We start from the raw sequence: 25,960 nt of genomic DNA, 5'->3' as shown, positions 1-25,960 counted from the left end.
CCTACCCTTTCACGATCACGTTCTGTGCGGCGAGCTCGTCGCGGAAGTCTCGAAGCAGCCCCAGCACCGGGTTCGGTGCGGCCTGGCCGAGGCCGCAGATGGAGGCGTCCATCATCACCCGCGAGAGTCGCTCGAGGTCTGCGGCCTGCCAGGTGTCACCCTCGAGCAGGGTCAGCATCTTCTCGGTGCCCACCCGGCAGGGCGTGCACTGGCCGCAGGACTCGTCGGCGAAGAAGGCCAGCAGGTTGGTGGCGACGGCGCGCAGGTCGTCCTGGTCGGAGAGCACGATGATGGCCGCCGAGCCGATGAAACAGCCCTCGGCCTGCAGCGTATCGAAGTCGAGGGGAATATCCGCCTTGGAGGCCGGCAGGATACCGCCGGAGGCGCCGCCGGGCAGGTAGGCCGCCAGGCGGTGGCCGTCGGCCATGCCGCCGCAGTACTCCTCGATCAGCTCGCTCAGGGTGATGCCCGCCGGGGCCAGGTGGACGCCGGGCCGATTGACGCGACCGGAGACCGAGAAGCTGCGCAGCCCCTTGCGCCCATGACGCCCCTGGTCGGCGAACCAGGCCGCGCCACGGGCCCAGATCGTCGAGATCCAGGTGACGGTCTCGACGTTGTTGACCAGGGTCGGGCGGTCGAAGAGCCCGCGCTGGGCAACGAAGGGCGGGCGATGGCGGGGCTTGCCCGGCTTGCCCTCCAGCGATTCGATCATCGCCGACTCCTCGCCACAGATGTAGGCCCCGGCGCCACGCCGCATCACGATATAGCCCGGCGCGACCAGGCCGGTGGCCTCCAGTTCGGCGATCGCCTCGTGGAGCACCCGGTGCAGGCCGGGATACTCGTCGCGCAGGTAGATATAGAGCGCGCAGGCCTCCACGGCCCAGGCGCTGACCAGGGCGCCCTCCAGGAAGCGATGGGGCTCGCGCTCCAGGTAGTGGCGGTCCTTGAAGGTACCGGGCTCGCCCTCGTCGGCATTGATCGCGCAGTAGCGCGGCCCCGCCTCGGCGCGCACGACCTCCCACTTCTTGAAGGTCGGGAAGCCGGCGCCGCCCAGGCCGCGCAGGTTGGCGGCCTCCAGGGTCTGCATCAGGCGCTCCACGCTCACCTTGCCGGCCCGGCAGTCGGCCAGCAGGCGATAGCCGCCGGCTTCCCGGTAGGCCTCGAGCTTCTGCCAGAGAATCGCCTCGGGGTGGAAGTGGCCGGTATCCACCACCGCCTCCACCGCCTCCTGGGTGGCACGGCTGACATGGCGATGGCCCACCTCGACCACCGGGGCCATGTCGCAGCGGCCCATGCAGGGCGCTCGCAGCACACGGACCCGCGACGGGTCGGCGCCGGCCTCGAGGGCGCCCTGGAGGCTGGCGGCGCCGGCCAACTGGCAGGACAGCGAGTCGCAGACGCGCACGGTGATCGCCGGCGGCGGGGCCTGGTCGTCGTGGACCACGTCGAAGTGGGCATAGAAGGTGGCAGTCTCGTAGACCGCCGCCATGGGCAGGTTCATGTAGGCGGCCAGCGCGCGCAGGTCGCCCAGCGAAAGGTGCCCGCGGGCGTCCTGGATGACATGCAGATGCTCGATCAGCAAGTCGCGCCGGCGGCGCTCGGGTTCCTCGCGCTCGTCACCCAACAGGCGCCGCAGCGAGTCGAGCGTGGCGGGGTCGAGCTCACGGCCTCGGGGCTTGCCGCGAAAGCGGCGCTTGGGGGTCACGGTCTGGACGGTCATGGGTCACCCATTGAGTTCTTCATCGGCCTGCTGATCGCATGTTGGCACCACCCTCCGAGGCTGACAACGTCGGGGGGCGCTACCGGTACCGCCACTGGCATGCCGATGTCGCAATCGGCTAAGAGGGGCCTTAACAGCCTGTTGAAATTCGCCGCGATGATTACGTCCACTGCTTCTGGCAGCAGCGGTCGCGCTCGTTTACTTCCCGTTTAGGGCGCCAATCGATGGAAATAGCCCGATTTGGCGTGCTCCAGGCGCACCTTCCCCGTCAACGCGCTCATGCCATTGAGCCTGTAGCCAGCAGCTTCGGCAGGCGCACCAGGTTGCTTGCCGCCATGGCCAGCTGGAACAGCGCGTCGACACGCTCAAGTCCGCGTTGCTTCACCTGGCGCAGGCCTGCCGCCGCCTTGAGCCAGCCGAAGTGGGTTTCGATCCAGGCGCGAATCTTCAGGCTCAGACCATAGCCGGCGTGGCGCGTGGTACGGCCATCGATGGCGCTGCGCCGACCATTGGTGTTCTGCGCCACATGCGGTGTCACGCCGAGGGCACGACAGGCGGCCACGAAGTCTGCCGTGTCGTAGGCCTTGTCCGCAGCCAAGGTGCGGCGACGGCGACCACCCAGCTTGCTCAGCATCGCCAGCGCGGCTTCGCGTTCGCCACGGCCACCGGCCAGAGTCACATGAGCACTGCGCACCAGGCCACTGCGGTGTTCCATCAGCACATGCCCCATGTAACTCAGCTGCGCGCCGGTGTTGTGGCTCTTTCGGTACAGCCGGGCATCCGGATCGCTGGTCGAGGCGTGGGTGTCGTTGCTGCGCTTGTGCCCCTTGAAGTCCGGCGGGGCATTGCGTGGTCCGGGGCCTTGATCGTCTGGAGAGTCGTCCTTGGGCCGGAAACTCTTCTGAGAGGCCCAGGCTTGCAGCAATGTGCCGTCGACCGAGAAGTACTCATCCGAGATCAGCCCCTGCTTCTCTGCCAGGCGCACCACCTCGCTCAGAAATTCGGTGGCCACGGCCTGGGCATTGAGACGGTCACGGTTCTTCGAGAAGACCGAGTGATCCCACACCGGATCATCGATGGCCAAGCCGACGAACCAGCGGAACAGCAGGTTGTAGCCCAGTTGCTCCATGAGCATCCGCTCGCTGCGCAGCGAGTAGAACAACTGCAGCAACTGCGCCCGCATCAGCTTCTCGGGGGCGATCGAGGCGCGACCGGTGTCGGCATACAAGGTGTCAAACAGGGCGCTCATCCGCTGCTGAGCGGTGTCTGCCAGCTTGCGGATGGCGCGCAGGGGGTGAGTCGCTGGCACGAAGTCATCGAGCTTGGCGACAGTGAACAAGGATTCCTGAGTGATATCGGCGCCACGCATGGAAATCGGGGTTCCCGGCAGATTGGAGCCGATATCGTAAACCTTACACGGCAAAGTCAGACAGGCCGTAGGCGAATTTCAACAGGCTGCTAGGCGGCCCGATCAAGGGGCAGTACTACTACCTGGTGATGATGATCGACATCTTCAGCCGCAAGATCACCGGCTGGGAGGTGTTCCTGGCCGAGTCAGCCCATCACTCTCGCAGCGTGCTGGAGCGGGCGGTGCTGGCCGAGCAGATCATCGATCGGCCGTTGGTGCTGCATGCGGACAACGGCAGCCCCTTCAAGGGCGCGACGCTGCTGGAGAAGCTGCATGAGCTGGGCATCACGCCATCGTTCAGTCGGCCGCGGGTCTCCAATGAAAACCCCTACTCGGAGGCGCTGTTTCGCACCTGCAAGTACCGCCCTTGCTACCCCGTTGATGGGTTCGCTACCGTCGACGACGCCCGCCAGTGGGTGGCCGGCTTCGTGCAGTGGTACAACCACGAGCATCGCCACAGCGGGATCCGCCTGGTGACACCGGCACAACGACATGCTGGGGAGGATACCGAGGTGCTGGCCAAGCGCCATGCCATCAATCAGGCGGCCCGGGAGGCCAACCCCGCCCGTTGGAGCGGTAAGACGCGCAACTGGACGCCCATCGGTACCGTGTCGCTCAACCCCGAGCGGGAGCTTCAGGTCACCGTTGTCGAACCGGAAAAACAGGTAGCCTAAATGACCTCAGAGGCGACATATTCCTTGACAACTACCGGGTGGAAGATGCTGACCCAGCCAACGCCGAGCCCTTCTGCGCGCGCGGCCAACCACAGGTTCTGCACGGCACACACGACACTGAAGATATCCATCGTCTTGATATGGGTGCGTCCCACCACCACCGGCCCGTTACGCTTGCGGTCGCAGGTGATGCACAGGTTGACCGGCGCCTCGACGATACCCTCCAGCTTGAGGCGACGATAGGTCGACTGCTTCTCGCCCTCGAACATCTGTGCCGCCTCCTCGTTCGCCTGGCGGTAGAGCGCCTGCACCCGGGCCTTTACCGCTGGAGAGCGGATCACCAGGAAGTCCCAGGGCTGCATGAAGCCCACCGACGGGGCGTGATGGGCCGCCGTCAGCACCCGTGCCAGGACCTCGTCGGGCACCGGGTCGGGAAGGAATTCACCGCGCACGTCGCGGCGCGTGAAGATCGCCCGGTAGACGGCCTCGCGCTCGTCGACACTGAAATCGGGGTTCTGCTGCATTCCCGGCTGAGCAGTGTTGTTCATTGTAGGACCTCGTGATTCCCGGTTGGGAGCCTTGGGTGAAACGTCGCCGCGCCAGTCAGAGTGAGAAGGCTCAGCTCCCGACCAGCCGCCACAATAGGTTGGTGTCCAGGTGCGCCTCGAGGGTGTCGGCCAGGCGGTCGAGCTCCCTCTGCCGGTGGTCGGCATAGTTCACGGCACTCGCCTCGCCGACCAGGCCGCAGCGCGCCAGCAGCGCCGTGCAAGCCTCGGGGCGATCGAACAGGCCGTGCAGGTAGGTGCCCATGACCAGGCCATCGTCGCTGACGGCGCCATCCAGGCGCTCTCCGTTAGCGCCGTCGAGCGCGACCAGTGGGCGCGCCAGCGCCGCCCCCTCACTCACGCCGTTGTGGATCTCGTACCCGGTGATGGGCACTGCCTCCGGCAGCAGCCGGCCGCTGACATTTCGCAGCTGCTTGCCCGCGACCATGCGGGTCTCGAGATCGAGCAGCCCCAGCCCCGGCGTGCTGCCGGCCGGCCCCTCCAGGCCGTCAGGGTCGTCAACCGTGGTACCGAGCATCTGGAAGCCGCCACAGATGCCCAGCACCCGACCGCCGTAGCGCAGGTGGCGCCGAATGGCGGCCTCCCAGCCCTGGCTGCGCAACCAGGCGAGGTCGGCGCGGGTGCTCTTGCTGCCCGGCAGGACGATCAGGTCGGCCGGCGGGATGGGCTGGTTGGGGCCGACGAAGGTGAGCGCCACGCGCGGATGCAGGCGCAGCGGATCGAGGTCGTTATGGTTGCTGATGCGCGGCAGCGCCGGTACCACGACGCGCAGTGCCGGCTCGCCCTCCTCTCGCCCCTCGCGGCCGATGCTGTCCTCGGCGTCGAGCAGCAGGCCATGCAGGTAGGGCAGCGTGCCGAGCACCGGCTTGCCGGTATGGGCGGCGAGCCACTCGAGCCCCGGCTCGAGCAGGGCCAGGTCGCCGCGGAAGCGGTTGATGATGAAGCCCTGCGTACGCGAGCGCTCGCTGTCGCTGAGCAGAGCCAGGGTGCCGACCAGTTGGGCGAAGACCCCGCCGCGGTCGATGTCGCCCACCAGCAGCACCGGACAATCGACCATCTCGGCGAAGCCCATATTGGCGATATCATTCTCGCGCAGGTTGATCTCCGCCGGGCTGCCCGCCCCCTCGGCGATGATCACATCGTAACGGCGCGACAGCGCCTCCCAGGCGGCCAGCACGCTGGCGCGCGCCTCGCGCTTGTAGGCGTGGTAGTCCAGCGCGTCCATGTGGCCGTGCACCTGCCCGCGCAGGATCACCTGGGCGCCGCGGTCGCTCTCCGGCTTGAGCAGTATCGGGTTCATGTCGCTGTGGGGCTCGACACCCGCCGCCAGCGCCTGCAGCGCCGTGGAGCGGCCGATCTCGCCACCATCCACCGTCACCGCGCTGTTGAGCGCCATGTTCTGCGGCTTGAACGGCGCCACCGCCACGCCACGGCGGTGCAGCGCGCGGCACAGCGCCGCCACCACCGTGCTCTTGCCGGCATCCGAGGTGGTGCCCTGCACCATCAGCGTCGCCACGGCCTAGAGCTCCACGCCCTTCTGCGCCTTGATCCCCTGCTCCTTGAAGGCGTGCTTGACCACCTTCATCTCGGTGACGGTATCGGCCAGCTCGATCAGCTCGCGCGGCGCATAGCGCCCGGTCACCACCACGTGCTGCATCGCCGGACGCGCCTGCAGGTCGTCGAGCACGCTGTCCAGGTCCAGGTAGTCGTAGCGAAGGGCGATATTGAGCTCATCGAGCAGTACCAGATCAAGGCTCTCGTCGGCCAGCATGCGGCGCGCTACGGCCCAGGCGGCTTCGGCGCTGGCAACGTCCTTGTCGCGATCCTGGGTGTCCCAGGTATAACCCTCGCCCATCACGTGGTAATCGACGTTCGGCTGCTGGCGGAAGAAGGCCTCCTCGCCGGTGGCGAACTTGCCCTTGATGAACTGCACGACGCCCACTTTCATGCCGTGGCCAAGGGCGCGCGCCAGCATGCCGAAGCCGGAACTGCTCTTGCCCTTGCCGGGGCCGGTGAGTACCAGCAGCACGCCCTGCTCGCGATCGGCGCGGGCGATCCGCTCCTGCATGATCTTCTGCTTGGCAGCCATGCGCTGGGCATGGCGTTCGGGGGTCTTGGCGTTGTCACGCATGTCGCTTCTCCAGGAAGGCTATCAGGGCCACGGCGTCCGACCGTGGAAGAGCGCGGCCACCAGGGCGGGGGCCGCGGGGAAGTGGCCGGGAAAGTGGCAGGCCACGCACGCACCGTCGCGGCCAGCCGGCTCTGCCAGCACCGGCTGGCCGGCGGCGGGGTGGACACGAAGCGAGTCCAGCAGCGACGCGTTGGCAGCCAGTCTGGCGGCGGGGGTCTCGCCGCGAATCGGGGTAGCGTGCATGTCACCTCACGGGAACGAAGACGGGGGCACCGTCGACCTCGGCGGTGGCCAGGCGCTGGCCGTAGAGGCGCTCCAGGGCATCCGGCACCAGCATGGTGTCGCGCGGCCCCCAGCACGCCTCGCCGTCGGGATAGAGCAGTAGCACCTGGTCGCACCAGCGCGCGGCCAGGTTGAGGTCGTGCAGGCACAGCATCACGGCACTGCCGGCCCGGGCCTGCTCGGCGAGCAGCGCCATCACCGCGGTCTGGTGGTGCAGGTCGAGATGGTTGGTGGGCTCGTCGGCGAGCCAGATCGCCGGCGCCTGGGTGAGCAGCGTGGCGATGGCCAGGCGCTGGCGCTCGCCGCCGGAGAGCGTGTTCACCAGCCGCTCGGCGAGGTGGGCGACATCCAGGCGCTCCAGCGCCGCCTCGGCCAGCCGCAGGTCCTCGCCGCCCTCCATCTGCCATGGCGAGAGCCAGGGGTGGCGGCCGATCAGCGCCGTCTCGCGCACCGTGGCGGGGAAGCCATCATGGCGCTCCTGGAACACTAGACCCAGGCGTCTCGCCACCTCGCGACGACGCAGCGTGCCCAGCGGCCGCCCATCGAGGCGCACCTCACCGCGACGCGGCACGCGCAGCCCGGTCAGGGTATGCAGCAGGGTGGTCTTGCCGGCCCCGTTGGGACCCAGCACGCCCCACACCTGCCCGGGCTCCAGCTCCAGGTTCAGCGCCCGACCGTCGCGGCGACCCGGCACCTCGATCACCAGCTCACGCGCCTCGAGTCGGCTCATCGGCGGCTCCCACGGCACTGGCAGCATGGCAAGAGGCGCGGAGCGCCGACGGGCAACTGTTTCGGGCTCGGGTTCGGGTTCGGGAGCGACAGTCGGTTCATCAGCGGCTCCGGTAGAGCAGATAGAGGAAGGTCGGCACGCCGAGCAGTGCGGTGATCACCCCCACCGGCAGCTGCTCCGGGGCGATGATGGTGCGCGCCAGGGTGTCGGCGAGTACCAGCAGGGTGCCACCGGCCAGGGCACAGGCGGGCAGGATCAGGCGCTGGTCGTTGCCCAGCACCAGGCGCAGCATGTGCGGCACCACCAGGCCGACGAAGCCGATGCTGCCGGCGGTGGTCACCGCCATGGCGGTGAGCCCGCTCGCCGTAATGTAGATCGTCCACTCCAGCGGACGCACCGCCACCCCCAGGGCCGCGGCCTGCAGCGCCCCACGGGCCAGCACGTTGAGGCTGCGCCCCAGCGGCATGGCAAGCAGGCACACCCCCAGCAGCAGGGCGAGCGGAACGCCGGGCGTGCGGGCGTAGGAGAGATCGCCCATCAGCCAGTAGAGCATGCCGGGCAGGCGCTCGGCGGGGCTCACCGCCAGCATCAGCGTGACCACCGCGCCCCAGCCGGCCGCCACCACCACGCCGGTGAGCAGCAGGCGCGCCGGCGTCCAACTGCCAGTGCTGTGGGCCAGGCCGAAGACCAGCAGCGTCGAGATCAGCGCCCCGGCGAAGGCCGAACCCGAGATCACCATGCCGCCCAACCCGGCCAGCATGGCCGCCAGCGCCCCCACCGCGGCCCCGCCGGAGAGCCCCAGCACGTAGGGGTCCGCCAGGGGGTTGCGCAGCAGCACCTGCATCAGCGCCCCGGCCAGGGCCAGCAGGCCACCGGTGGCGAAGGCCGAGAGCGTGCGCGGCACGCGCAGCTCGAGCACCAGGGTGCGCGGCAGGGCATCGCCCCCGCCCAGCACCACCTCCCAGAGCTCGGCGGGAGTGACGGTAACGCTGCCCACCGCCAGCGACAGCGCCAGGGCGGCCAACGCCGCCAGCGCCAGCAGGCCCAGCGGGAAAACCCGCCCACGCCTCCCGGCGTCGGCCAAGGAGTGTCTAGCGGCGTGCACGGGCGTCCTCCAGTCTCTCGCAGAACAGCCGGCTGCCCTCGAGCAGGCGCGGCGTGGGGCGCTGGATCAGTGACCGCGGCACGAAGAACAGGTTGTCGCGCGCCACGGCGGTCAGGCTGGGGTACTGCTCCCAGTGAGTGAGCCAACCGCGGTTTGCCTCACCCATGCCACCGGCGAGGATCGCCTCGGGGTCGGCATCGAGCACCGAGGCATCGCCGATGCGCGGCACCCGGCGCTCGAGGTCGCCGAAGACGTTGATCCCACCGCAGACGGTCAACACCTTGCCGATCAGGTGCGCATCATTGATGGTCATCAGCGGTTCGTCCCACACCTGGTAGAAGACGCGCACCGGCGCCCTGTCGGCATGGCGCTCGCGGATCTCGGCCATGCCGTCACGAAAGCGCCTGGCCTCGCGACTCGCCACCTCGGCGGTGCCGGCCAGCGTGCCCAAGCGTTCGATGGCACTGGCCACGCCGTCGAAGGTATGCGGCTCGAGGTAGAACACCGGCACCCCGAGCGTCTCGATCGTTTCCAGTTGCTCGGGGGGGTTGCCGGTCACCCAGCCGATCACCAGCTCCGGGCGCAGGGCGACGAGGCGCTCCATGTCGATGCGCGTATGGCTACCCAGCGACGGCACCTCGCGCGCCTCGGGGGGGTAGTCACTGTAGTCGACCACCGCCACGACTGCCTCGCCGGCACCGGCGGCATAGACGAGTTCGGTCGCCCCCGGCGAGAGCACGGCGATCCGCTCGGCCGGCGACGCCAGGCACACCTCGCGGTCGAGGTCGTCGACGGCACACACCTCCGCGTGGGCCGGCTCGGCGCCGGCGAGCAGCAGCCCGGCCCCCACCACCAGTGCACCTCGCATCCCCCTGAAGGTCATCCCGCTCTCCCCCATCAGCTGCGCCCCGGCTCGTCGACCAGGATCAGCTTGCCGCTCTGCGGGTCGCGGTAGACGCGCCCCACGCTTTCATAACCGCTGCCGGATGTCCCCATTCCCGCCGGCAGCTCGGGCAGCTCGCGTCCGGCCTCGAGCTCCACGCCGCCGCGCGACCCCGTGTCACGCGAGGCGGCCAACGCCACCATCAGCCCCACGGCGAACACCAGCATGATGTCGGCCAGGTTGGCGAGCGGCCCCATGGGCTCCTCGTCGGCATTGTCGAAGCGGCTGCGTCGATACTCGGGAATGCTCATGGGGCTGCCTCCAGTTGCGCCATGGCGGCGTCGTACCAGCGTCGCCGCAGCCGTCCCAGCAGGAAGCCGAGGATGCCGATCAACAGCCCCATCACCGTGGTATTGAAGGCCACGGTGACGGCCTGGGCCAACACGTCGAGCTGGCCATTGCCCAAGGCGGCGAGCCCCGGCCCCAGCGGGATCAGGGTGCCCATCAGGCCCAGCATGGGGCCGATGCGCGCCAGCAGGTCGGCGCGGTCGATGGCGCGACGGGCTCGCGCCGCGAGCCGATCGCCACGGCGTGCCGCCACCAGGCGCCGGATGCCGCCGCTGCGCTCGCCGATGGCGAGCCCCGCCTCCCACAGCGACAGCGCCACCAGGGCCAGCAGCACCAGGATGACCGGCGTCAGCAGCCACTCCACCAGGGTGCCCATGACGTCCAGCGTGGCGTGGGTCAGGTCCAAGTTCATCGTGCGCGTCTCCCGTAAGCGAAGCCGCCCATCAGCAGCAGCAGCGCCGCGAGAGCGAGCAGCCAGGGCAGTAACGGCGTGCCCCCCTCGGCGGCGGCCGCCAGTTCCTCCTCCGCCGCCTCGGCACCGACCACTGGCGCCACTGGCGCCACTGGCGCCGGTGGCGGCTGCTCGGCCAGTGCGGCCTGGGGTGTGACCTCGCGGATGGTGGTCGGCGCGGCCTGGGGCTCGCGTCTCGCGAGCCGCGCCGCCTCGATCACCGCCGTGAAGGCTTCGCGCCGCTCGTCGTCCAGGCGCTCGGCGAGCCACGGCAGCAGCGGATGGTCGGGGTGGGCGTGGCCGCTGCCCGGCAGGCCGTGCTCGATCACCGCCTCCGCGAACTCGCCAGTGAGCCGTTCCAGGGTCGCCGCATCGGCCTGCCAGTAGCCGCGCTTGGCGGCGAGCAGCGCCGTGGCCTGCATGTGCGTCTTGACATGGACGTTGTGCCCCGCGGCCAGGAAGTCGTCCAGCCCCAGGCCGTGGCGGTCCTGGAAGTAGACGGCATCGACCTCGTCCCACACCCAGGAGCGCACCACCTGCGGGCTCGTCACCTGCCAGCCCCACAGGTTGTCGAGGAAGTCGCTGCCCATGGTGCGGGCCCCGGCGTAGCCGTGCTCCATCAGCGGGCGCAGCCACTGGGGGTTGAGGTTGCGCGCGCGCAGCTCGCCGAGCAGCGCGCGCTCCAGGCTCTCGACGCGCGGGTTGTCGGGGTCGGCGTGGGTGAGCACGCGGTTGGCCGGCGGGGTGCCGGTCAACTGCTCCACGGCATTGGAGAGCCCACCCTGGAAGTCGAAGCCGTCGTCGTTGTCGAGCAGCCCGTAGAGGTGGCTGGCGCGCCCCAGGTAGGTGCGCCCGACCCGGGCGAGGTTGGCATCGAAGGCCGCGTGAGCCGACTCGCCGCCCTGCTCCTTGCCGTAGACATGTCCCATGCGCCGGCGATATGCACTGCCCAACTGGTCACGCGCCTCCCAGGCACTGGAGCGCGACGCCAGGCGATTGACGCCGGCGCCGTAGGCGCCCGGGGCGGTGCCGAACACCCGCCACGCCGCCTGCTCCCCGGCCGCAGCGGCCGCCTCGCCGCGGGCTAGCAGCTCCCGGGTATCGGCCACCCAGCGCGCCGCGACGCGGTTGTCGGCGAGCGCCTCGGCGCCCGGGTCACGCATCTCCTCGGGCAGCGGGGCGAGCGCCGCCGCCAGCGCCCCGGCGAGCTGCGGATGCGCGCTGCGGATGGTCTCGCTCGCCCCATCGAGGGCCAGGCGCACGGCGAGGTCGAGCCACACCAGCTGGTCCTCGTAGAGATCGCGGAACAGCCCCGAGGTGGTGAACAGCACATCGCGCCGCGCCGTGCGTGGCGTATCAGCCGCATCGCCAGGTTCCCCCAGCGACAGGCGCTCGAGCCCCCGGACGATGCCACGCGAGTTCCAGCGCGGCTTGACGCCCAGCATGTCGAGGCCGAAGGCGATCATCACCCCCTCATCGCGCACCGTGTCCGAGGCCCACAGCACCAGCGCCTCGCTCCCCTCCGTCGCCTCGGCGTCACGCCCACGGGCGGTGGCCGCCATCTCGCTGCCCAGCGACCAGGCCACCCGGGTCGGCACCAGGTCGCTGGAGAGCGCATGGAAGTTGCGCCCGGTGGGCAGCACCTCCGGCGTGCGCAGCGGGTCGTTGCCCGGCCCCGGGGGAACGAAGCGCCCCTCCAGGGCGCCCAGGAGGCTCTCCCGCTCGTGACGCGGCGAGGCCTCGACCCACTCGCGCCGGCGCTCGCGCTCGTCGCCCTCGCCTCCCATCGAGTCGAGCAGGGTATCGACGGCCTCGGCGTCCCAGTCGCGGCCGAACACATGCAGCCCCAGCGGCATGAAGCGCTCCTGCATGTCGGTGACGTAGTGCCCCGCTTCGTGCACCAGCAGCTCCGCGGCGACCTCATCCAGGCTCACCTCCTCGGCGGCCAAGCCCAGGTCGGAGGCGATCTCGCGCTCGAACGCCTCGGTCAGCTCGAGGCCCTCGATCTGTTCGCGCAACATCACCACGGCGCGGCGCCGCGTGGGGCCATCGGGGTCGGTCGCCACCTCGAAGGTCTCGACCAGCTGGCGCAGCTCGAGCAGGTCGTCGTAGAGCTCGGTGGCAGCCAGCGGCGGGGTCAGGTGGCCGATCATCACCCCCAGGGCACGTCGCTTGGCCTGGATGCCCTCGCCCACGCCATCGACGATGTACGGGTAGATCAACGGCAGGTTGCCGCCTAGCAGCTCCGGATAGTCGTCCTCGGCCAGTCCCGCCCGGCGTCGCGGCAGGAACTCGCGCGTGGAGTGACGCCCCACGTAGACCAGGGCATCGGCGGCGAAGTGATCGCGCAGCCAGTGGTAGAAGCCCAGGTACTGGTGGGTCGGGGGGAAGGTGGTATTGGCGTGCAGCAGTTCCTCGTCCAGCTCCCAGCCGCGTGGCGGCTGCGGCCCGATGAAGACGTTGCCGAACTGCAGCCCCGGGAAGAGCATCTCGTCATCGATAACCATCGAGCGCCCCGGCGGCTCGCCCCAGCCGGAGAGCCCGGGAATGCCGGTGGCCACCAGGCCATCGCGCAGCGCCTCGAGCGTGTCGAGTTCGCTCTCCTCCGCATGGGCGAGGTGCTTCTCCCAGCCCGTGACGTACTGCTCCAGCAGGTCCAGCGCCCGGGCCCGGGCCGGGTGGTCATGCTGCTCGATGAGGTGGAGCAGATCCTTGGCGACGCGCTCCAGCACCTCGTGAACCAGCTCCGGTTCGCCCAGCGCATCGGCCCGCTCGAGGCGGGCGTGCAGATAACCCAGCGGGCCCTGCACGAGTTCGCCGCGGATGGTCGCCGGCAGCGTCGCGAAGTAGCGGCGGTACGCCTCTGCGGTCAGCGACGGCACCTGCCCGACCATGCCCTCCAGGGCGCCGCGGTCCTCCGGCAGATTGACCCCGCGCGCCTGGATCATCGCGTGCAGTGCCTCCGGGCTCTCCGGCAGCTCGCCGGTGTGGTAGCCGGCCTCGCGCAGCCGGGTGAGCATCGCGTAGAGCGAGGCCGGTACGTCGAGGTTGTCGGCGCCGACATTCTGCCGTCCGGGCGGGTGGTTGTAGTAGATCAGCGCCACCTTCTTGTCGGCGTTGTCCAGCGCCCGCAGGCGCTGCCAGCGGGCGAAGCGCTCGGCGACGGCGCCGAGGCGCGATTCGAGTGGCCGCGACAGCGTCAACGCCACCCCGGTGCGCTCATCGATCTCGCGCGGCGCGGCCACCGCCAGGACCATCGGCTGGCTGATGCCCTGCAGCTCCGGCATCGCCAGCTGGTAGTGCACCGACTCGCGCGGCAGGCCATCGTGCGAGAGTCGCCACTGTGCCTCGCTGCGCTCGGCCAGGCGCACCCCCTTGATCACCGGCACGTCGAGCTGGCCAAGCACTTCACTGGCCGCGCGCCGCCCCGCGCCCCCGCCCAGGGTGAAGTCCTGCAGGCTGAGGATCCCGGCCAGGCTCGCCTCGCCGAGCGTCTCGGGCAGGCGCTCGAGCGCCGCCAGGGTCGCCCCACCCCAGCGCGCCAGCACCGCCACGCACTGGATGGCGTGCGCCTCGAGTGCCTCACAGGCACCCTCGAGCAGCTCACGGTCGCCGGGGCGGTCGCCGCTGTCGAGGTCGAGGATCGCCACGACCGGCCCGGCCCCCAGCCCCAGGCTGGTGGGGTCGGTAGTGGGCGCATCATCGCCGCCCCCCGGGCGGGCGTGGAGCCATGGCCGATAGTAGCGAATCGCCGCTCGCGGCGATGGCTCGGGCACGTCCAGCTCATGGCCGGCCGCGGCGAGCAGCCAGCGCAGCAGGCCATCGAGGTGCTCGGGGCTACGCCCCTGGTAGTAGGCACGCCCGGTCAGCCACCCAGCCTGGGTGGGGAAGCGCTCGAGTTGTGCCGTCAGGTGCTCGGCTGCCGCCACGTCGGGGGCAGGGCCTGCCACCAGCTCGCCGAGTGTCGCGGCGTCGAGCCCGGCCAGCAGGCGCACACCGCCCAGCCGCGACAGGCGCGTCAGGCGCCTGTCGCCGTTGATGGCGAGGATGGGGAAGTCGCGCCGGGCGGCGGCGCTGTCGACCAGCCGCGCCAGGCGCCCCACCTGGTCGCCGAACACCGCCGCCAGCAGCAGCGCATCGGCGCCGTCGAAGAGCGCGGCGAGCTCGGCATCGTCCGCCTCGGCCAGCTGCTCCGGCGTGCGCAGGACCACCTCATGCCCGGGGTGAGCATCGAGGAAGCGCGCCGCACCGGCGGCGAGCTCGGCGGCCGAGCGCTCCGAAACGACGCCGACCAGCGTGCCCGCCGAGGCCAGCACCGGCAGCAGGGCGAGCAGCAGCGCCATCGCCCCCCGCGCCATCACAGGGCCCCGAAGTGCACGCTGAGGAAGGCAGCGCGACCGGCATTGATATAGTCGCGAGCGGTCTCGTACTCCTTGTCGAGCGCGTTGTCGACCGTCAGTCGCGCCGACCAGTGCGGTGCGAAGTCCCAGCCGGCGCGCAGGTTGAGCAGGCCGAAGCCGGCCAGGCGCTCCTGGTTGGCGGCGTCATTGTAGCGATGGTTCTGGACGACCCAGGAGCCGCCCATGGACCAGTCGCCGAGCTCACGATCAACGTCCAGGCGCAGGCTCTGAGTGGCGCGGCGCGGCAGGTCGTTGCCGCGGCTCTCTCCCTCACCGCGATCCTCCGGGTCGAGATAGGTGAGCGCGGCCTGCAGGGTCCAGTCGCCCAGCTCCGCACCGGCCGCGAGCTCCGCACCACGGAGGCGCGTCTCATTGATATTCTGTGGAGCCCACAGGCCGCTCTCTGTCGGCGCCCAGTCGATCATGTCATCGATATCGGTCTGATAAAGCGCCGCATCCCAGAACCAGGCACGGTACTGGCCACGAGCGCCGACCTCGAACGTTTCGGAGGTTTCAGCATCGAGATCGGAGTTGCCACTGCCAGGCCAATAGAGATCATTGAAGGTGGGCGCCCTAAAGGCAGTGCCATAACTTGCCCGCAGAGTGTGGTGAGTATCCAGGTCATAGCCCAGTGCCAAGCTGCCGGTTACCTCATCACCATAGGCCTCGTTGTCGTCATAGCGCAGGCTGGTCTGCAAGGCGAAAGGAGAGAAATCGAACAGGCCCTGCGCGAAGACGGCAACGTTGTCGCGGCTATCAACCTCGTAGTCGTTGGTGCTGGACACCTTGTCTTCGCTGTACTCCGCCCCGGCCACCAGTTCGTGGGCGCCGAAGGCGAAGGTATTCTGCCAGCGCGCGGCCTGGGTACGGGTATCGATGATCGAGAAGCCAAAATCATCAATGCTCTCGTATTCGTCACGCGCCTCGCTGAGTGTCACGCGGCTACGCCAGTATCCGCTAATTGGCAGTTCGCCATAGATGCCCGTCACCTGCTGGACAAAGTCATTCTCGCCACCGTCGTATTCATTGCTGCCGCGCGCGCGCAACGCCAGTAACCCGACTTCCGCGCCGGTATCCCACGTATGCGACATGCGCGCCAGCGCCGTGGTGTTGTCGTAGCCCATATCGTCTCCGCCACGGCGTATCGGCTCGCCGTCGGTATCGAAGCGGCTGGCGGCGAAATGGTAGCGCGTGCCACCCTCGGCACCGGAAAGGCTGGCACTATAACGCTGGGTATCGAAGGAGCCACCGCCAAGGGAAATGCGCGGTGCGGGCTCACCCTCGCCTTCCGGCGTAAACAGCTGCACCACCCCGCCCATCGCATCGGCGCCATAGAGACTGCCACGCGGGCCGCGCACGATCTCGGCGCGCTCGAACATGCGCGGATCCAGGGATGACCACGCCGCACCACCCGCGGTCGCCGAGCGCAGACGGATACCGTCGATCAATAACGTCGTTGATTTATTGTCGGTACCGCGGATATAGACGCTACTGCTCTTGCCGAAGCTGCCATTGGAGATGACATCCACGCCCGGCTGACCGCGGAAGAGGTCGGTCAGGCTGGTGGGATCCTGGCGACGCAGGGTCGCCTCATCGAGCAGGGTGACGGAAGAGAGCGTCTCGTCGGCGGTGCGCGGCGCCAGCGCGGCGGTGATGACCAGGGGGTTGAGGTCGACGGCGGTGTCGCGGCTGTCGGTCTCGGCCTGAGCCTGGATGGCCAGGGGGATAAGCGCCAGGCCGAAGGCGGCCAGGCCCCGCGGAGCGTTGCGTGTGGTGTTCATGAATGTCCCTTGCTCGCCGTGCCTACCCGCACAGCATTGGTACTGCATTCACCGAGACGGCAAGGAACGAGGGAGGGAAAACGACAGCAACAGCGTCAACCCCGCTTCGTGGTCACCCACCGTAACCCGGCATGAAGGGAAACACGGGGTTCCATGTTTCCTACGCTCTCGGGCCGGTCTCCGGGCTGACGAGCGGACGCAAAGCGTCCCGGAAAGCCACCTTCCCGTGCCAAGCGGCACAGTGGTATAGGGCGTTCCTAAACTCGATCACCGTTGCGGGGGCAGCGTCGGACTGGCGGACTCTCGGCAAGAGCACCGCGCACCGACTTCCCGTTTCACCCTGGCGCGTCTGCGCGCGCCTAGGGCACCTGAGAGTGGCGATAAACTAGCAATCCGAACCCATAAGATCAACGACGCCGACGTACCGGAACACGACATGCCCTGTTATTTCAATCGCTTGACGAGTCCATGACGAACGTAGCAGACGCTCTCGGCGCGCGCGGCGGCATCCTGCGCCAGCCAGCCGGCAAGGTCGCGCAGGCGCCGCGTCGACGCCGCCATTGGCACGATGCCGCGACCTATTTCGGACAGGACCAGCACCACCACCGGACCACCCCGGCGTTCGACCGCCACCAGCGCATCGAGCGTGGCGACGAGCCGCTCACGCAGCCGGTCGTCATCAGGCTCAGCGCCCAAGGCGCCCTCGAGCCAGGTGGTCCACCCCGTCAGCACCAAGGGAGCAGCGGTGATCGACGCACGCCAACTCTCCAGCGGAGCGCCGGGCGCCAGCCGGTGCCAACAGGCGGTAGGGAAACGCTCGGTTACCGCCTCGTGCTTGCCGGCGCAGGCACCGCCGATGAAGAGCTGCATTGCCACCTCCCCTCCCGTTGCATGAAGGTCAGCCGGCGGCCCTCGGCCTGTCCCACGCTGCCCTCCCAGAAATCGATCGCCTCGAAGCGTCGGCGCAGCTCGCGGATCACGCCGCCATGGGTGACGATCAGCACCCGCTGGAGCGCCTGCGACTCCACGTCGGTGAACAGCTCGCCCAGCCACTCGCCCAGGCGCTGACGCAGGGCACGGGCGGATTCTCCGCCGGGAGGCGCCTGCTCGCCCACGCTGTCGATCCAGGCACGGTAGGCGGGCAACGCCTGGAGCTCCGCGTAGCGCTTGCCCTCGTACTCGCCAAAGTCGAGCTCGCGAAGCCGTGCGTCAAAGCGCGCTATCGGCGCGGCGTGCCGCCCCGGATAGGCATGCGCCAGGGTCTGGCGGCAGCGCATCAGGTCGCTGGCGTAAACGGCATCGAAGCACTCGCCGTGTAGCGCCTCGCGTAGCCGATCCAGGCCGGGCTGCCCCTCGGGCAGCAGCAGGGGAATGTCACGCTGCCCCTGGTAGCGGCGCTCGATATTCCAGGCCGTCAGCCCGTGACGAACGACCACCAGCTCCAGGCGATCAGCAACAGCCATAGTTCTCCTCCCTCGATGGCAGCCCCCACGATATCGCCATTGATGCCGTTGAAGCTGCGCGTCATGACCCGCTCATAGCCGAACAGAAAGGGCAGCAGGCCGACGAGCAGCCACGGCCAACCGGCCAGGGGCCAGAACAGCGGGACCAGTGCCAGCAGGGCCAGCGGTAGATCGCACGGACCGAGATGCTGGCGCCACCTCCACGCCAACCCCTCGCGGCGGGCGCAGGGCGCCAGGCGCAGCAGTCCCACGGCACCGAAGCGGGCCAGCGCCGGCACCGCCACCAGCACGCCCAGGGGTGCCCCGGCGGTGAGCAACGCCCACAGCATCAGGCCCTTCCAGGCCAGCAGGAAAACCAGCGCCAGGATACCGAAGCTGCCCACCTGCGGGTCCTTCATGATCTCCCAGCGCCGGGCCAGGGGCGCATTGCTGCCCAGGGCATCGGCCACGTCCATCAGGCCGTCCAGGTGCAATCCTCCGGAGAGTGCCACCCACAGGCTGAGCAGCGCGAGCGCCAACAGCGGTGGCGGCAGCAGGCTTTCCAGCAGGGAGGCGGTTCCGGCCAGCAGCACGCCGACCACGAGCCCCACCAAGGGGTAAGCGCGCAACGCCCAGCGACTGGTGGCCGGTGACCAGGGGCAGGTCACCGGTACCGGCAGCCGCGTCAGGAACTGGAAGGCCAGCAGTAGGCCATAACCCGCCTCCTTCATCGCCTTGCTTCCTTCTTCAAGGTTCTTTCATCCGACCAGTCGATGGCTACGCCGGCCACCACCTCGATGACCCGATCGGCCTCCTGGGCCAACACGCGGTGCAGGCGCTGCAGGAAGGCGAGGTAGCGCCAGGTCATGGCGTCCTGGGGCGGGACATCCTCGTTCACGTCGTTGGAGACCACCACCAGGTCCAGCGGCCACGCCCGCGCCGCGGCCAGCAGCGACTCGAGCTGGGCCAAGCCTGCGGTGTTGTCATAGCGCGCCTCGAAAAGCGCCCGCCCGGCCCATATCGTCAGGCAGTCGAGCAGCACGCTGCTCCCCGGCTCGATGTCGTCGAGCGCGCTGCCCAGCGCCAGTGGCGCTTGCCGCGTTAACCACTGGTCTCCCCGGTCGCGGCGGTGGCGAGCGATACGCGCCGCCATCTCGGCGTCCGAAACAGTCGCCGTGGCCAGGTAGTAGAGCGCCCCGCCACGCGCCTGGCGGCACTCCCGGGCCAGGCGCTCGGCGACGCCACTCTTGCCGGAGCGCGCCCCGCCACTGACGAAGACGATCACGGCGCATCCTCCTCGCTCAAGACGGCGAGCAGGCGGTCGTTGGCGGCGCGATCGCGCAGCGCCACGCGCAGCCAGTCACCATCGAGGCCGCGAAAGCCGTGGGTATGGCGGGCCAGGATACCCGAGCGCAGCAACCGCTCGAAGAGGGCCGCGCCATGCCCTTGCCCCGACGCCGCCCGGGGCTCCAGGGCGGGCCGCACCAGAAAGAAGTTGGCGCGGCTCGGGACCACCTCGAGGCCCGCAGCGACAAGGCCACTCTGCAGCCGTGGGTGCTCGCTGGATAGCCACTGCTGGGTGCGAGCCAGGAAGGCGCCGTCGGCCAGCAGCGGCGCCACCAGGTCGGCGGCCAGGTGGTTGACGCTCCAGGGAGGCTGGCACGCCTGCAGTTGGCGCACCACGGGTTCGCTCGCCAGCAGGTACCCCACCCGCAGCCCCGGCAGCGCATAGAGCTTGGTCAGGGAGCGCAGCAGGATGAGGTTGTCGAAACGCGCCAGCAGCGGGGCCAGGCTCTCCTCGGGCGGCGTGACGAAGTCGATGAAGGCCTCGTCGACCACCACCCGGCTGCCGCGCAACGCCGCCAGGGTCAGCAGGCGTTCGATGGCCGCGCGCGGCACCAGGGAGGCGGTGGGGTTGTTGGGTCGGCACAGGAACAGCAGCGAGCCGGGCGACAAGGCCGCCGCCAGGCGCTCCGGGTCGAGCCGGAATTCGGGCGCCGCGAGCACGCGGTTAGCGACGGCCAGGCCGAAGGCGCGGCAGGCCCGGGCGTACTCCGTAAAGGTGGGCTGGACGATCACCGCCCGCCCGCCGGCATGCCCGGCGGCGGTGAGGAAGATCGCCTCGGCGCCGCCGTTGGTCAGCAGCACCTGCTCGGCGGTCACCCCCGCCTCACGGGCGATCGCCTCACGCGCCGGGCGGTAGTCGGGGGCGGGATAGCGGGCGAGGCCCTCGGCCGCGACGGCCAGCCGGGCCGCCACCCAGGCCGGCGGCCCCAGGGGATTCAAGTTGGCGCTGAAGTCGAGCAACGGATGGTCGGGCGGCAGGCCAAAGCGCGCCAACAGTGGCGCCCCCTGGCCACCGTGCGAGGGCCAGGCGGCCTCGTGCGTCATGTCAATCCCTCTTGGCCCGCCGGCCCGAGTGCCTGGCAGGTCGCCTCGAACACCGCTCGGCCCAGGGCGCGTCCCAGCCCCGTGGCGGAGCCGGCATAGGGAGTGGCCACCCCTCGCTGGGTGGCGGCTATGGCCAGGCAGTCGGTGGAGGTGCCGGTCGCCGGGCTGGCGGTATGGGGGTCGCGCACGCCGCACTCGGCCAGGGCACGCACCTTGGCTTCGCTCACCGAGAGGCAGGCATTGACCAGGGCACCGTCGGTCAGATGGGCGTCGAGGAAGACCAGGGTGTTGATGGTGCCAACGACCGGACGCGGGTCGCCGGCAAGCGGCGCGGTGATGTCCACCGCATTGCCCACCCCGGCGGTCACCGCCACCGTCAGCGAGATGCCGGAGACACGCGCCTCCACCACCGTGAGCTCCGCCAGGCGCACCGCGGTCATCATGGCCACGCTCTCCCCCGGAGCCAACTCACGCGCTGCCAGCCAGGCATGCAGGTCTGCCACGGGGTCATGGCCGGCATAGTCCTTGCTGACGTGGAAATTGCAGAAGTGGCGCGCCCAACCGAGTCCGCCGCCGACCAAGGCGCTGCTCACCGTGCGCAGCGGCCGCGCCGAGCGGAAATGCAGGCACCGCGCATCGCCCTCGAGGACGATACGCTCGCCCAGGTAGGGCCCTTGCCGCCTCGCTGCGGTCATCGCCTGCGCCATACTCTCAGCCGACGCTATCGACATTGCCGACATTGCCGGCGGTGATACCGGCGCTGTCGAAGGTCGCCATCTCGGCGAGCATGCGCGTGGCCGATTCCAGCAGCGGGAAGGCAAGCGCTGCCCCCGTACCCTCACCCAGGCACAGCCCCAGGTCGAGCAGCGGCTGGGCATCGAGCGCGGCGAGCGCATGCACATGCCCCGGTTCGTGAGAGAGGTGAGCAAAGATCAGGTAGTCCCGCGCGGCGGGGCTGAGCCGGCAGGCAGCGAGCGCCGCCACCGTGGCGATGAAGCCATCGACCAACAGCGGCACGCGGCGCGCCGCCCCGCCCAGGTAGGCGCCGGCCATGGCCGCGATCTCCAGGCCTCCCAGCTTGGCGAGCACGTCGAGGGGATCATCGCGATCCGGGGCGCGCGCCATCAGGGCACGCTCGATGACCGCCTGCTTATGGGCCAGGCGGCTCTCGGCAATGCCGGCACCCCGCCCGATCAGGCTGGCCACCGGAACATCGGTGAAGGCCGCGAGCAGTGCACTGCTCGCGGTAGTATTGGCGATGCCCATCTCGCCTACGATCAGACAGCGACATCCGGCGTCAATGGCTCGCTCGGCGGCACGCATGCCCGCCTCGAGGGCCGCCACGGCCTCAGCGCGGCTCATGGCGTCCGCCTCGGCCATGTTGGCGGTGCCCAGCCGCACCTTCTCGTCCACCACCCCTTCGCCACCAAGCTCGGCTGCCACCCCCACGTCGATCACCTCGAGACGGGCATCGATCTGACGAGCGAAGACATTGATGCCGGCGCCGCCGGTCACGAAGTTTGCCACCATTTGTGCGGTGACATCCTGGGGAAAGGCGGAGACCCCCTCGGCGACCACACCGTGGTCGGCGGCGAACACCAGCACGCCGGGCGGCGACACGCTCGGAAAAGCCTCGCCGGTCTGTGTGGCCAGCGTCACGGCGAGGGACTCCAGGCGGCCGAGGCTACCCACCGGCTTGGTAAGGCTGTCCAGGCGAGCGGTAACGGTCGCGGCGATGGAGCGATCGGCCGGACACAAGGCGGCGAGGACTTCATTGAGCATATCGGGGCTTCCAGCTGGGCATGGGCAGGCGAATTCCTGCCCATGATAACAGGCTATCGGCACATCAATGTCACTGGGGCGCTACCGACGTATACGTACGCGACCGATAGATTCGTGACTGCCATCCTCGACCTCCTTCGGACGTTGGACACGGAGCACCCCGGCCGCCAGCGTATAATCAACTTCCGAATCGGCGCGTAAAGACACAGGATGGCATCTTGCGAAAACTCACCAGGCGCCACTAAACACGCACACTTATTTCGATAACAGCCACACGCCTGGCGTAGCAAGACAACCATGCAACGCCCTCCCTGATCTCGCCAATATTGGCGACGGGGACAACTCACTCGGAACCATAAATCTTATAAGCTAGCTGCCACTGTTCCATCAGTCATCGGTCATCATCAGGTCGCGCATCTTCTGCTCATCGAGCACCACCAGCCGCTGGCGATCGATGTTGATGGCGCCGCTGTCGCGGAGCCTGGCCAGCAGCCGCGAGAGGGTCTCCGGGGTCATCGCCAGCTGGGCGGCCAGCCAACGCTTGGGAATGGTCAGGCGCACTACCCGGGGCTCCTTGCCGCGCCCGGCGGGCAGCTGGCGCAGGATGTAGCTGACCAGCCGCGACATGGCATCCCCCTGGGTGAGCAGGGCGAGATCCTCGAGGCGGTCAGTGAGCTCCAGGGCCAGGCGGCTCATGAACTCGGCGCGGCACTCGGGGTGGCGGTCCATGGCCTCGCGGCAGCGCTCGGCGGGGATCGACAGCACATGGGTGCGGCGCAGCGCCTCGGAGGAGTAGAGGTAGATGCCCTCCCGGGAGACCATGCTCAGCTCGCCCAGGGTGCCGCCGCGCTCCACGCAGCGGATGGTGGCCAGGCGGCCGTCGCCGGCGCTGCGCACCAGGCGCACCGCGCCGCTGATGACGATATGCAGCCAGCGCGCCGGGGTGTCCTGGCGGAACAGCCACTCGCGGCTGGCCAGGGTGCGCGGCTCGCAGTCCTCCAGCAGCGCCTCGACCTCGTCGTCGGAGAGCGCGCCCAGCCAAGGCACCCCGCGCACCAGCTCGCGCAGCTGGCGGGGCTTGAACAGCAGGTCAGCGGCCGAACTGGGCGGCTGGGCAGTATCCATAGACATGGCCTTCCTCCACATCGGTATCGGCATCCACCAGCAGGTAGCCATGGGCCTGGCTGGCGGCACTCAGCATGTGCGACCCCTGGCCGCCGGCCAGCCGCGCCACCGGCTCGCCCGTTTGCCAGTCGATCACCACCCGCAGCAGCTCGCGGCGCCCGCGCGGGCCGCGCCGGGAGAAGCCGGCGGTGACCGCAAAGCGCTCGAGTGCCGCGGGCACCATGCCCTGGCGACCCTGCAGCAGCGGCAGGGCCAGGAACTGCCAGCCCACCAGCGAGGCCACCGGGTTGCCGGGCAGGGCGATCAGCGGGATGCCGGTGGCAAGCGAGTCGCCCAGGTAGCCCAGCGCGAAGGGCTTGCCGGGCTTGATGCCCACGCCATGGAAGGCGATGCCGCCCAGCCGCTCGATGGCGGGGCGCACGTGATCCTCCTCGCCCACCGACACGCCGCCGCTACAGACTACCAGATCGGCCTCGTCGCGGGCCCGGCCAAGGGCCTGATGCAGATCAAGGGGATCGTCGAGAACCACCCCCAGGTCCAGCACCTCGACGCCCGGCTGGCCCATCAGCGCCTTGAGCATGGCGCGGTTGCTGTCGAAGACTTGGCCCGGCGCGCGGGTCGCGCCCGGCTCGATCAGCTCGTCGCCGGTGGAGAACAGCGCCACCCGGACCCGGCGGTGCACCGTCACCTCGGCGATGCCGTGGCTGGCCAGCAGTGCGATGGCGGCGGCCTCGAGGCGCGTGCCGGCGGGCAGCAACGGCGTGCCGGCGCGGCTCTCCTCGCCCCGGCGGCGGATGTTGGCGCCACGCGGCAGCTCGCCGTCGACGTGAACACGGCCCGTGGCGTCGAGGCGCACCTTCTCCTGGGGCACCACGGCGTCGGCGCCCAGCGGCACCGGAGCACCCGTGAAGATGCGCGCGCAGCCGCCCTCCGGCAGGTGCAGCACGCCGGCACCGGCGGGGATGCGCTGCACCACCGGCAGCCCCTCGGGGCCGAGCCCGTCGACGCGCAGGGCATAGCCGTCCATGGCGCTGTTGTCGACGCCGGGCAGGTCCAGGGCGGCCTCGACCGCCTCCGCCAGCACCCGACCCTCGCCGTCGCCCAGCGCCACCCGCTCGCACCCTGCCACCGGCCGGCCGGCCATGACCATGCGCTCGCGCGCCGCGAACAGGTCGATCAGGCCGGGGGTGACGACCTCCGCGCAGCCGCAGTTCATGCGTCGACCTCCTCACCGGCCTGCGCCTCGCGCGGCGAGGTCGCGGGCTGGCGGCTGGCGCAGCGCGCGCCCTGGGGCAGCACCATGGCCACGAAGTTGCAGGGGCGGGTGCGGGCGTCGAGCTGCTCGGCCAGGATGCCGTCCCAGGCGGTGGCGCAGGCCTTGGGCGAGCCGGGCATGGCGAACACCAGGGTGCGGTCGATCAACCCGGCCACGGCGCGGGACTGCACGGTGGAGGTGCCGATACTCTGGTAAGAGAGCTGGCGGAACAACTCGCCGTAGCCGTCGATGGCCTTGTCGAACAGCGGCGCCAGCGCCTCCGGGGTGGTATCGCGGAGGGTGAAGCCGGTGCCGCCGTTGACCAGTACCACTTGGATGTCGTCGCGCACGACCCACTTCGAGACCACCGCACGGATGCGGTAGACGTCGTCGGGGACGATGCGTCGCTCGACCAGGGCATGGCCGGCCTCGGTGAGACGCGCGGAGAGCAGGTCGCCGCTGCCGTCCTCGTCGAAACCGCGGGTGTCGGAGACGGTCAGCACGGCGATACCGAGGGGCGCGAAGGGGGTATGGGCGTGAACGTGAGCCATGGGGTCCTCCTCACCGCCCGCCGGCGGGCGAGCGGTGCATGAATGGCGAGGAAAGGAAAAGGCGAGAACACCGAAAAGGGGGCCAGGCGGCCCCCTTCATCCGGCTACTGCATCAGGGCGCTGCCACTTTCGTCGTCGAGACTGATCCCCTCGACGCCAATCTCGGCCTGCAGTGCCAGCAGGTAGTGGCGCAGGGAGCGGCGGGTCGACTGCTCGCGCAGGCTGTGGCGGACATGCTCGGCGACCTGCTCGTAGGGCAGCTCGCGCCCCTCCTGGCGGGCGTCGATGCTGACCACGTGCCAGCCGTAGCGGGAGGCGAGCGGGCGGTCGTGCAGCCCCTCGGGGAGGTGCTGCAGGGCGCCGTCGAGCTCGGCCACGGTCTGCCCCGGGGCCAGCCAGCCGAGCTCGCCGCCCTCGTCCTTGGAGGGGCAGGCGGAGTGGCGCTGGGCGAACTCGGTGAAGCGCTCGGGGTGTTCGCCGAGCTGCTTGATGAGCTTCTCGCCCAGGCGGTAGCCGGCGTCCCGGGCCTCGGCGTCGTCCGGCGCCGCAGGCAGCAGGATATGGCGCACCTTGAGGCGGGTCGGCTCGCTGAAGCGCTCGGCATGGGCGGCGTGGAAGCGCCGGCAGTCCTCCTCGGAGGGCTCGGGCACGTCCAGCTCCTGCTCCAGCAGGGTGGCGATGGCGGCGTCATCCTCGTCGAGGTCGGCGCCCGCCTCCGCCAGGCCCAGGGCGGCGGCGCGCTGGCGCAGCAGCTCGCGCACCACCAGGGCACGGGCGGCCTTGAGCTGGGCGCTGCCGGCGCTGTCCGCCGGGTGGTACTGCATCTCCTGGGCGATGTCGGCCTCGGGGATCGTGGCCTCGCCGACCCGGATGGGAGGGGGGCTCGCGCCCCCCGGGATCATCTCGATATCGATTTTCTGCATGGTGATGACTCC

At 69.8% G+C, this 25,960-nt stretch carries 24 protein-coding genes, 1 pseudogene and 1 riboswitch; of the genes and pseudogenes, 1 reads left to right on the top strand and 24 read right to left on the bottom strand.

Annotated features, from left to right (window positions below; translation table 11 throughout):
- Position 1: 1 nt before the first annotated feature.
- Positions 2-1,720, bottom strand: coding sequence for an NADH-ubiquinone oxidoreductase-F iron-sulfur binding region domain-containing protein (locus NFH66_RS00945; protein ID WP_349607608.1), 1,719 nt, complete (start codon positions 1,718-1,720; stop codon positions 2-4).
- Between the two features lie 277 nt (positions 1,721-1,997).
- A complete protein-coding gene (locus tag NFH66_RS00940) occupies positions 1,998-3,089 on the bottom strand; it encodes an IS5 family transposase (protein ID WP_349607606.1) in 1,092 nt (363 codons plus the stop codon).
- Between the two features lie 89 nt (positions 3,090-3,178).
- Between NFH66_RS00940 and NFH66_RS00935 the strand changes: the two are divergent.
- Positions 3,179-3,802, top strand: a pseudogene (locus NFH66_RS00935) (transposase); the annotation flags it as partial.
- Here NFH66_RS00935 and bluB read toward each other — a convergent pair.
- From bluB to NFH66_RS00825, 22 genes are all read right to left on the bottom strand, one after another.
- Positions 3,799-4,350, bottom strand: coding sequence for a 5,6-dimethylbenzimidazole synthase (gene bluB / locus NFH66_RS00930; protein ID WP_349607604.1), 552 nt, complete (start codon positions 4,348-4,350; stop codon positions 3,799-3,801). The pseudogene NFH66_RS00935 and the gene bluB sit on opposite strands and share 4 nt — an antisense overlap.
- Before the next feature lie 70 nt (positions 4,351-4,420).
- On the bottom strand, positions 4,421-5,884 hold the full coding sequence (locus NFH66_RS00925; protein WP_349607602.1) for a cobyric acid synthase: 1,464 nt from the start codon (positions 5,882-5,884) through the stop codon (positions 4,421-4,423).
- A gap of 3 nt (positions 5,885-5,887) precedes the next feature.
- A complete protein-coding gene (cobO, locus tag NFH66_RS00920) occupies positions 5,888-6,499 on the bottom strand; it encodes a cob(I)yrinic acid a,c-diamide adenosyltransferase (protein ID WP_349607600.1) in 612 nt (203 codons plus the stop codon).
- 21 nt (positions 6,500-6,520) lie between these two features.
- The gene (locus tag NFH66_RS00915; protein WP_349607598.1) at positions 6,521-6,742 is read right to left on the bottom strand and encodes a hypothetical protein; all 222 of its coding nucleotides are present in this window, start codon (positions 6,740-6,742) and stop codon (positions 6,521-6,523) included.
- Between the two features lies 1 nt (position 6,743).
- Positions 6,744-7,511 carry an ABC transporter ATP-binding protein gene (locus tag NFH66_RS00910; RefSeq protein WP_349607596.1) on the bottom strand — a complete coding sequence of 256 codons (768 nt, stop codon included), beginning with the start codon at positions 7,509-7,511 and terminating at the stop codon, positions 6,744-6,746.
- 100 nt (positions 7,512-7,611) lie between these two features.
- Positions 7,612-8,616 (bottom strand): FecCD family ABC transporter permease, encoded by a 1,005-nt coding sequence (locus NFH66_RS00905; protein ID WP_349607594.1) that lies wholly within the window; start codon positions 8,614-8,616, stop codon positions 7,612-7,614.
- Positions 8,603-9,499, bottom strand: coding sequence for a cobalamin-binding protein (locus NFH66_RS00900; protein ID WP_349607592.1), 897 nt, complete (start codon positions 9,497-9,499; stop codon positions 8,603-8,605). Before NFH66_RS00900 ends, NFH66_RS00905 begins: the two co-directional genes overlap by 14 nt.
- Before the next feature lie 14 nt (positions 9,500-9,513).
- Positions 9,514-9,810: a hypothetical protein gene (locus tag NFH66_RS00895; RefSeq protein ID WP_349607590.1), complete on the bottom strand. Its 297-nt coding sequence runs from the start codon at positions 9,808-9,810 to the stop codon at positions 9,514-9,516.
- Positions 9,807-10,259 (bottom strand): MotA/TolQ/ExbB proton channel family protein, encoded by a 453-nt coding sequence (locus tag NFH66_RS00890; protein ID WP_349607588.1) that lies wholly within the window; start codon positions 10,257-10,259, stop codon positions 9,807-9,809. The genes NFH66_RS00895 and NFH66_RS00890 overlap by 4 nt, the downstream gene beginning before the upstream one ends.
- Positions 10,256-14,641 (bottom strand): cobaltochelatase subunit CobN, encoded by a 4,386-nt coding sequence (locus NFH66_RS00885; protein ID WP_349607586.1) that lies wholly within the window; start codon positions 14,639-14,641, stop codon positions 10,256-10,258. Before NFH66_RS00885 ends, NFH66_RS00890 begins: the two co-directional genes overlap by 4 nt.
- A 14-nt stretch (positions 14,642-14,655) precedes the next feature.
- On the bottom strand, positions 14,656-16,479 hold the full coding sequence (locus tag NFH66_RS00880; RefSeq protein ID WP_349607584.1) for a TonB-dependent receptor domain-containing protein: 1,824 nt from the start codon (positions 16,477-16,479) through the stop codon (positions 14,656-14,658).
- A gap of 154 nt (positions 16,480-16,633) precedes the next feature.
- Positions 16,634-16,866: riboswitch (cobalamin riboswitch) on the bottom strand.
- A gap of 57 nt (positions 16,867-16,923) precedes the next feature.
- Positions 16,924-17,349 (bottom strand): bifunctional adenosylcobinamide kinase/adenosylcobinamide-phosphate guanylyltransferase, encoded by a 426-nt coding sequence (locus tag NFH66_RS00875; RefSeq protein ID WP_349607582.1) that lies wholly within the window; start codon positions 17,347-17,349, stop codon positions 16,924-16,926.
- Positions 17,301-17,942, bottom strand: a complete 642-nt coding sequence (locus NFH66_RS00870) for a histidine phosphatase family protein (RefSeq protein WP_349607580.1) — start codon at positions 17,940-17,942, stop codon at positions 17,301-17,303. The genes NFH66_RS00875 and NFH66_RS00870 overlap by 49 nt, the downstream gene beginning before the upstream one ends.
- A complete protein-coding gene (cobS, locus tag NFH66_RS00865; RefSeq protein WP_349607578.1) occupies positions 17,894-18,652 on the bottom strand; it encodes an adenosylcobinamide-GDP ribazoletransferase in 759 nt (252 codons plus the stop codon). The genes NFH66_RS00870 and cobS overlap by 49 nt, the downstream gene beginning before the upstream one ends.
- Entirely contained in the window at positions 18,649-19,206 is a 558-nt protein-coding gene (locus tag NFH66_RS00860) for a bifunctional adenosylcobinamide kinase/adenosylcobinamide-phosphate guanylyltransferase (RefSeq protein ID WP_349607576.1), read from the bottom strand. The genes cobS and NFH66_RS00860 overlap by 4 nt, the downstream gene beginning before the upstream one ends.
- Complete coding sequence (gene cobD / locus NFH66_RS00855; RefSeq protein ID WP_349607574.1) at positions 19,203-20,312, bottom strand: threonine-phosphate decarboxylase CobD; 1,110 nt, start codon at positions 20,310-20,312, stop codon at positions 19,203-19,205. Before cobD ends, NFH66_RS00860 begins: the two co-directional genes overlap by 4 nt.
- Entirely contained in the window at positions 20,309-21,007 is a 699-nt protein-coding gene (locus NFH66_RS00850; protein WP_349607572.1) for an adenosylcobinamide amidohydrolase, read from the bottom strand. Before NFH66_RS00850 ends, cobD begins: the two co-directional genes overlap by 4 nt.
- Before the next feature lie 16 nt (positions 21,008-21,023).
- Positions 21,024-22,094, bottom strand: a complete 1,071-nt coding sequence (cobT, locus tag NFH66_RS00845) for a nicotinate-nucleotide--dimethylbenzimidazole phosphoribosyltransferase (RefSeq protein ID WP_349607570.1) — start codon at positions 22,092-22,094, stop codon at positions 21,024-21,026.
- 387 nt (positions 22,095-22,481) lie between these two features.
- Positions 22,482-23,225, bottom strand: a complete 744-nt coding sequence (locus NFH66_RS00840; RefSeq protein ID WP_349607568.1) for a Crp/Fnr family transcriptional regulator — start codon at positions 23,223-23,225, stop codon at positions 22,482-22,484.
- Positions 23,185-24,435, bottom strand: a complete 1,251-nt coding sequence (locus NFH66_RS00835) for a molybdopterin molybdotransferase MoeA (protein WP_349607566.1) — start codon at positions 24,433-24,435, stop codon at positions 23,185-23,187. Before NFH66_RS00835 ends, NFH66_RS00840 begins: the two co-directional genes overlap by 41 nt.
- A complete protein-coding gene (gene moaB / locus NFH66_RS00830) occupies positions 24,432-25,025 on the bottom strand; it encodes a molybdenum cofactor biosynthesis protein B (protein ID WP_349607564.1) in 594 nt (197 codons plus the stop codon). Before moaB ends, NFH66_RS00835 begins: the two co-directional genes overlap by 4 nt.
- Positions 25,026-25,129: 104 nt before the next feature.
- Positions 25,130-25,948: a peptidylprolyl isomerase gene (locus NFH66_RS00825; protein ID WP_349607562.1), complete on the bottom strand. Its 819-nt coding sequence runs from the start codon at positions 25,946-25,948 to the stop codon at positions 25,130-25,132.
- Positions 25,949-25,960: the final 12 nt, after the last annotated feature.

Origin of the sequence: Halomonas sp. H10-9-1 (assembly GCF_040147005.1) — a bacterium.
GTDB lineage: Bacteria > Pseudomonadota > Gammaproteobacteria > Pseudomonadales > Halomonadaceae > Halomonas.
This window is presented reverse-complemented; position numbering and strand designations above follow the sequence as displayed.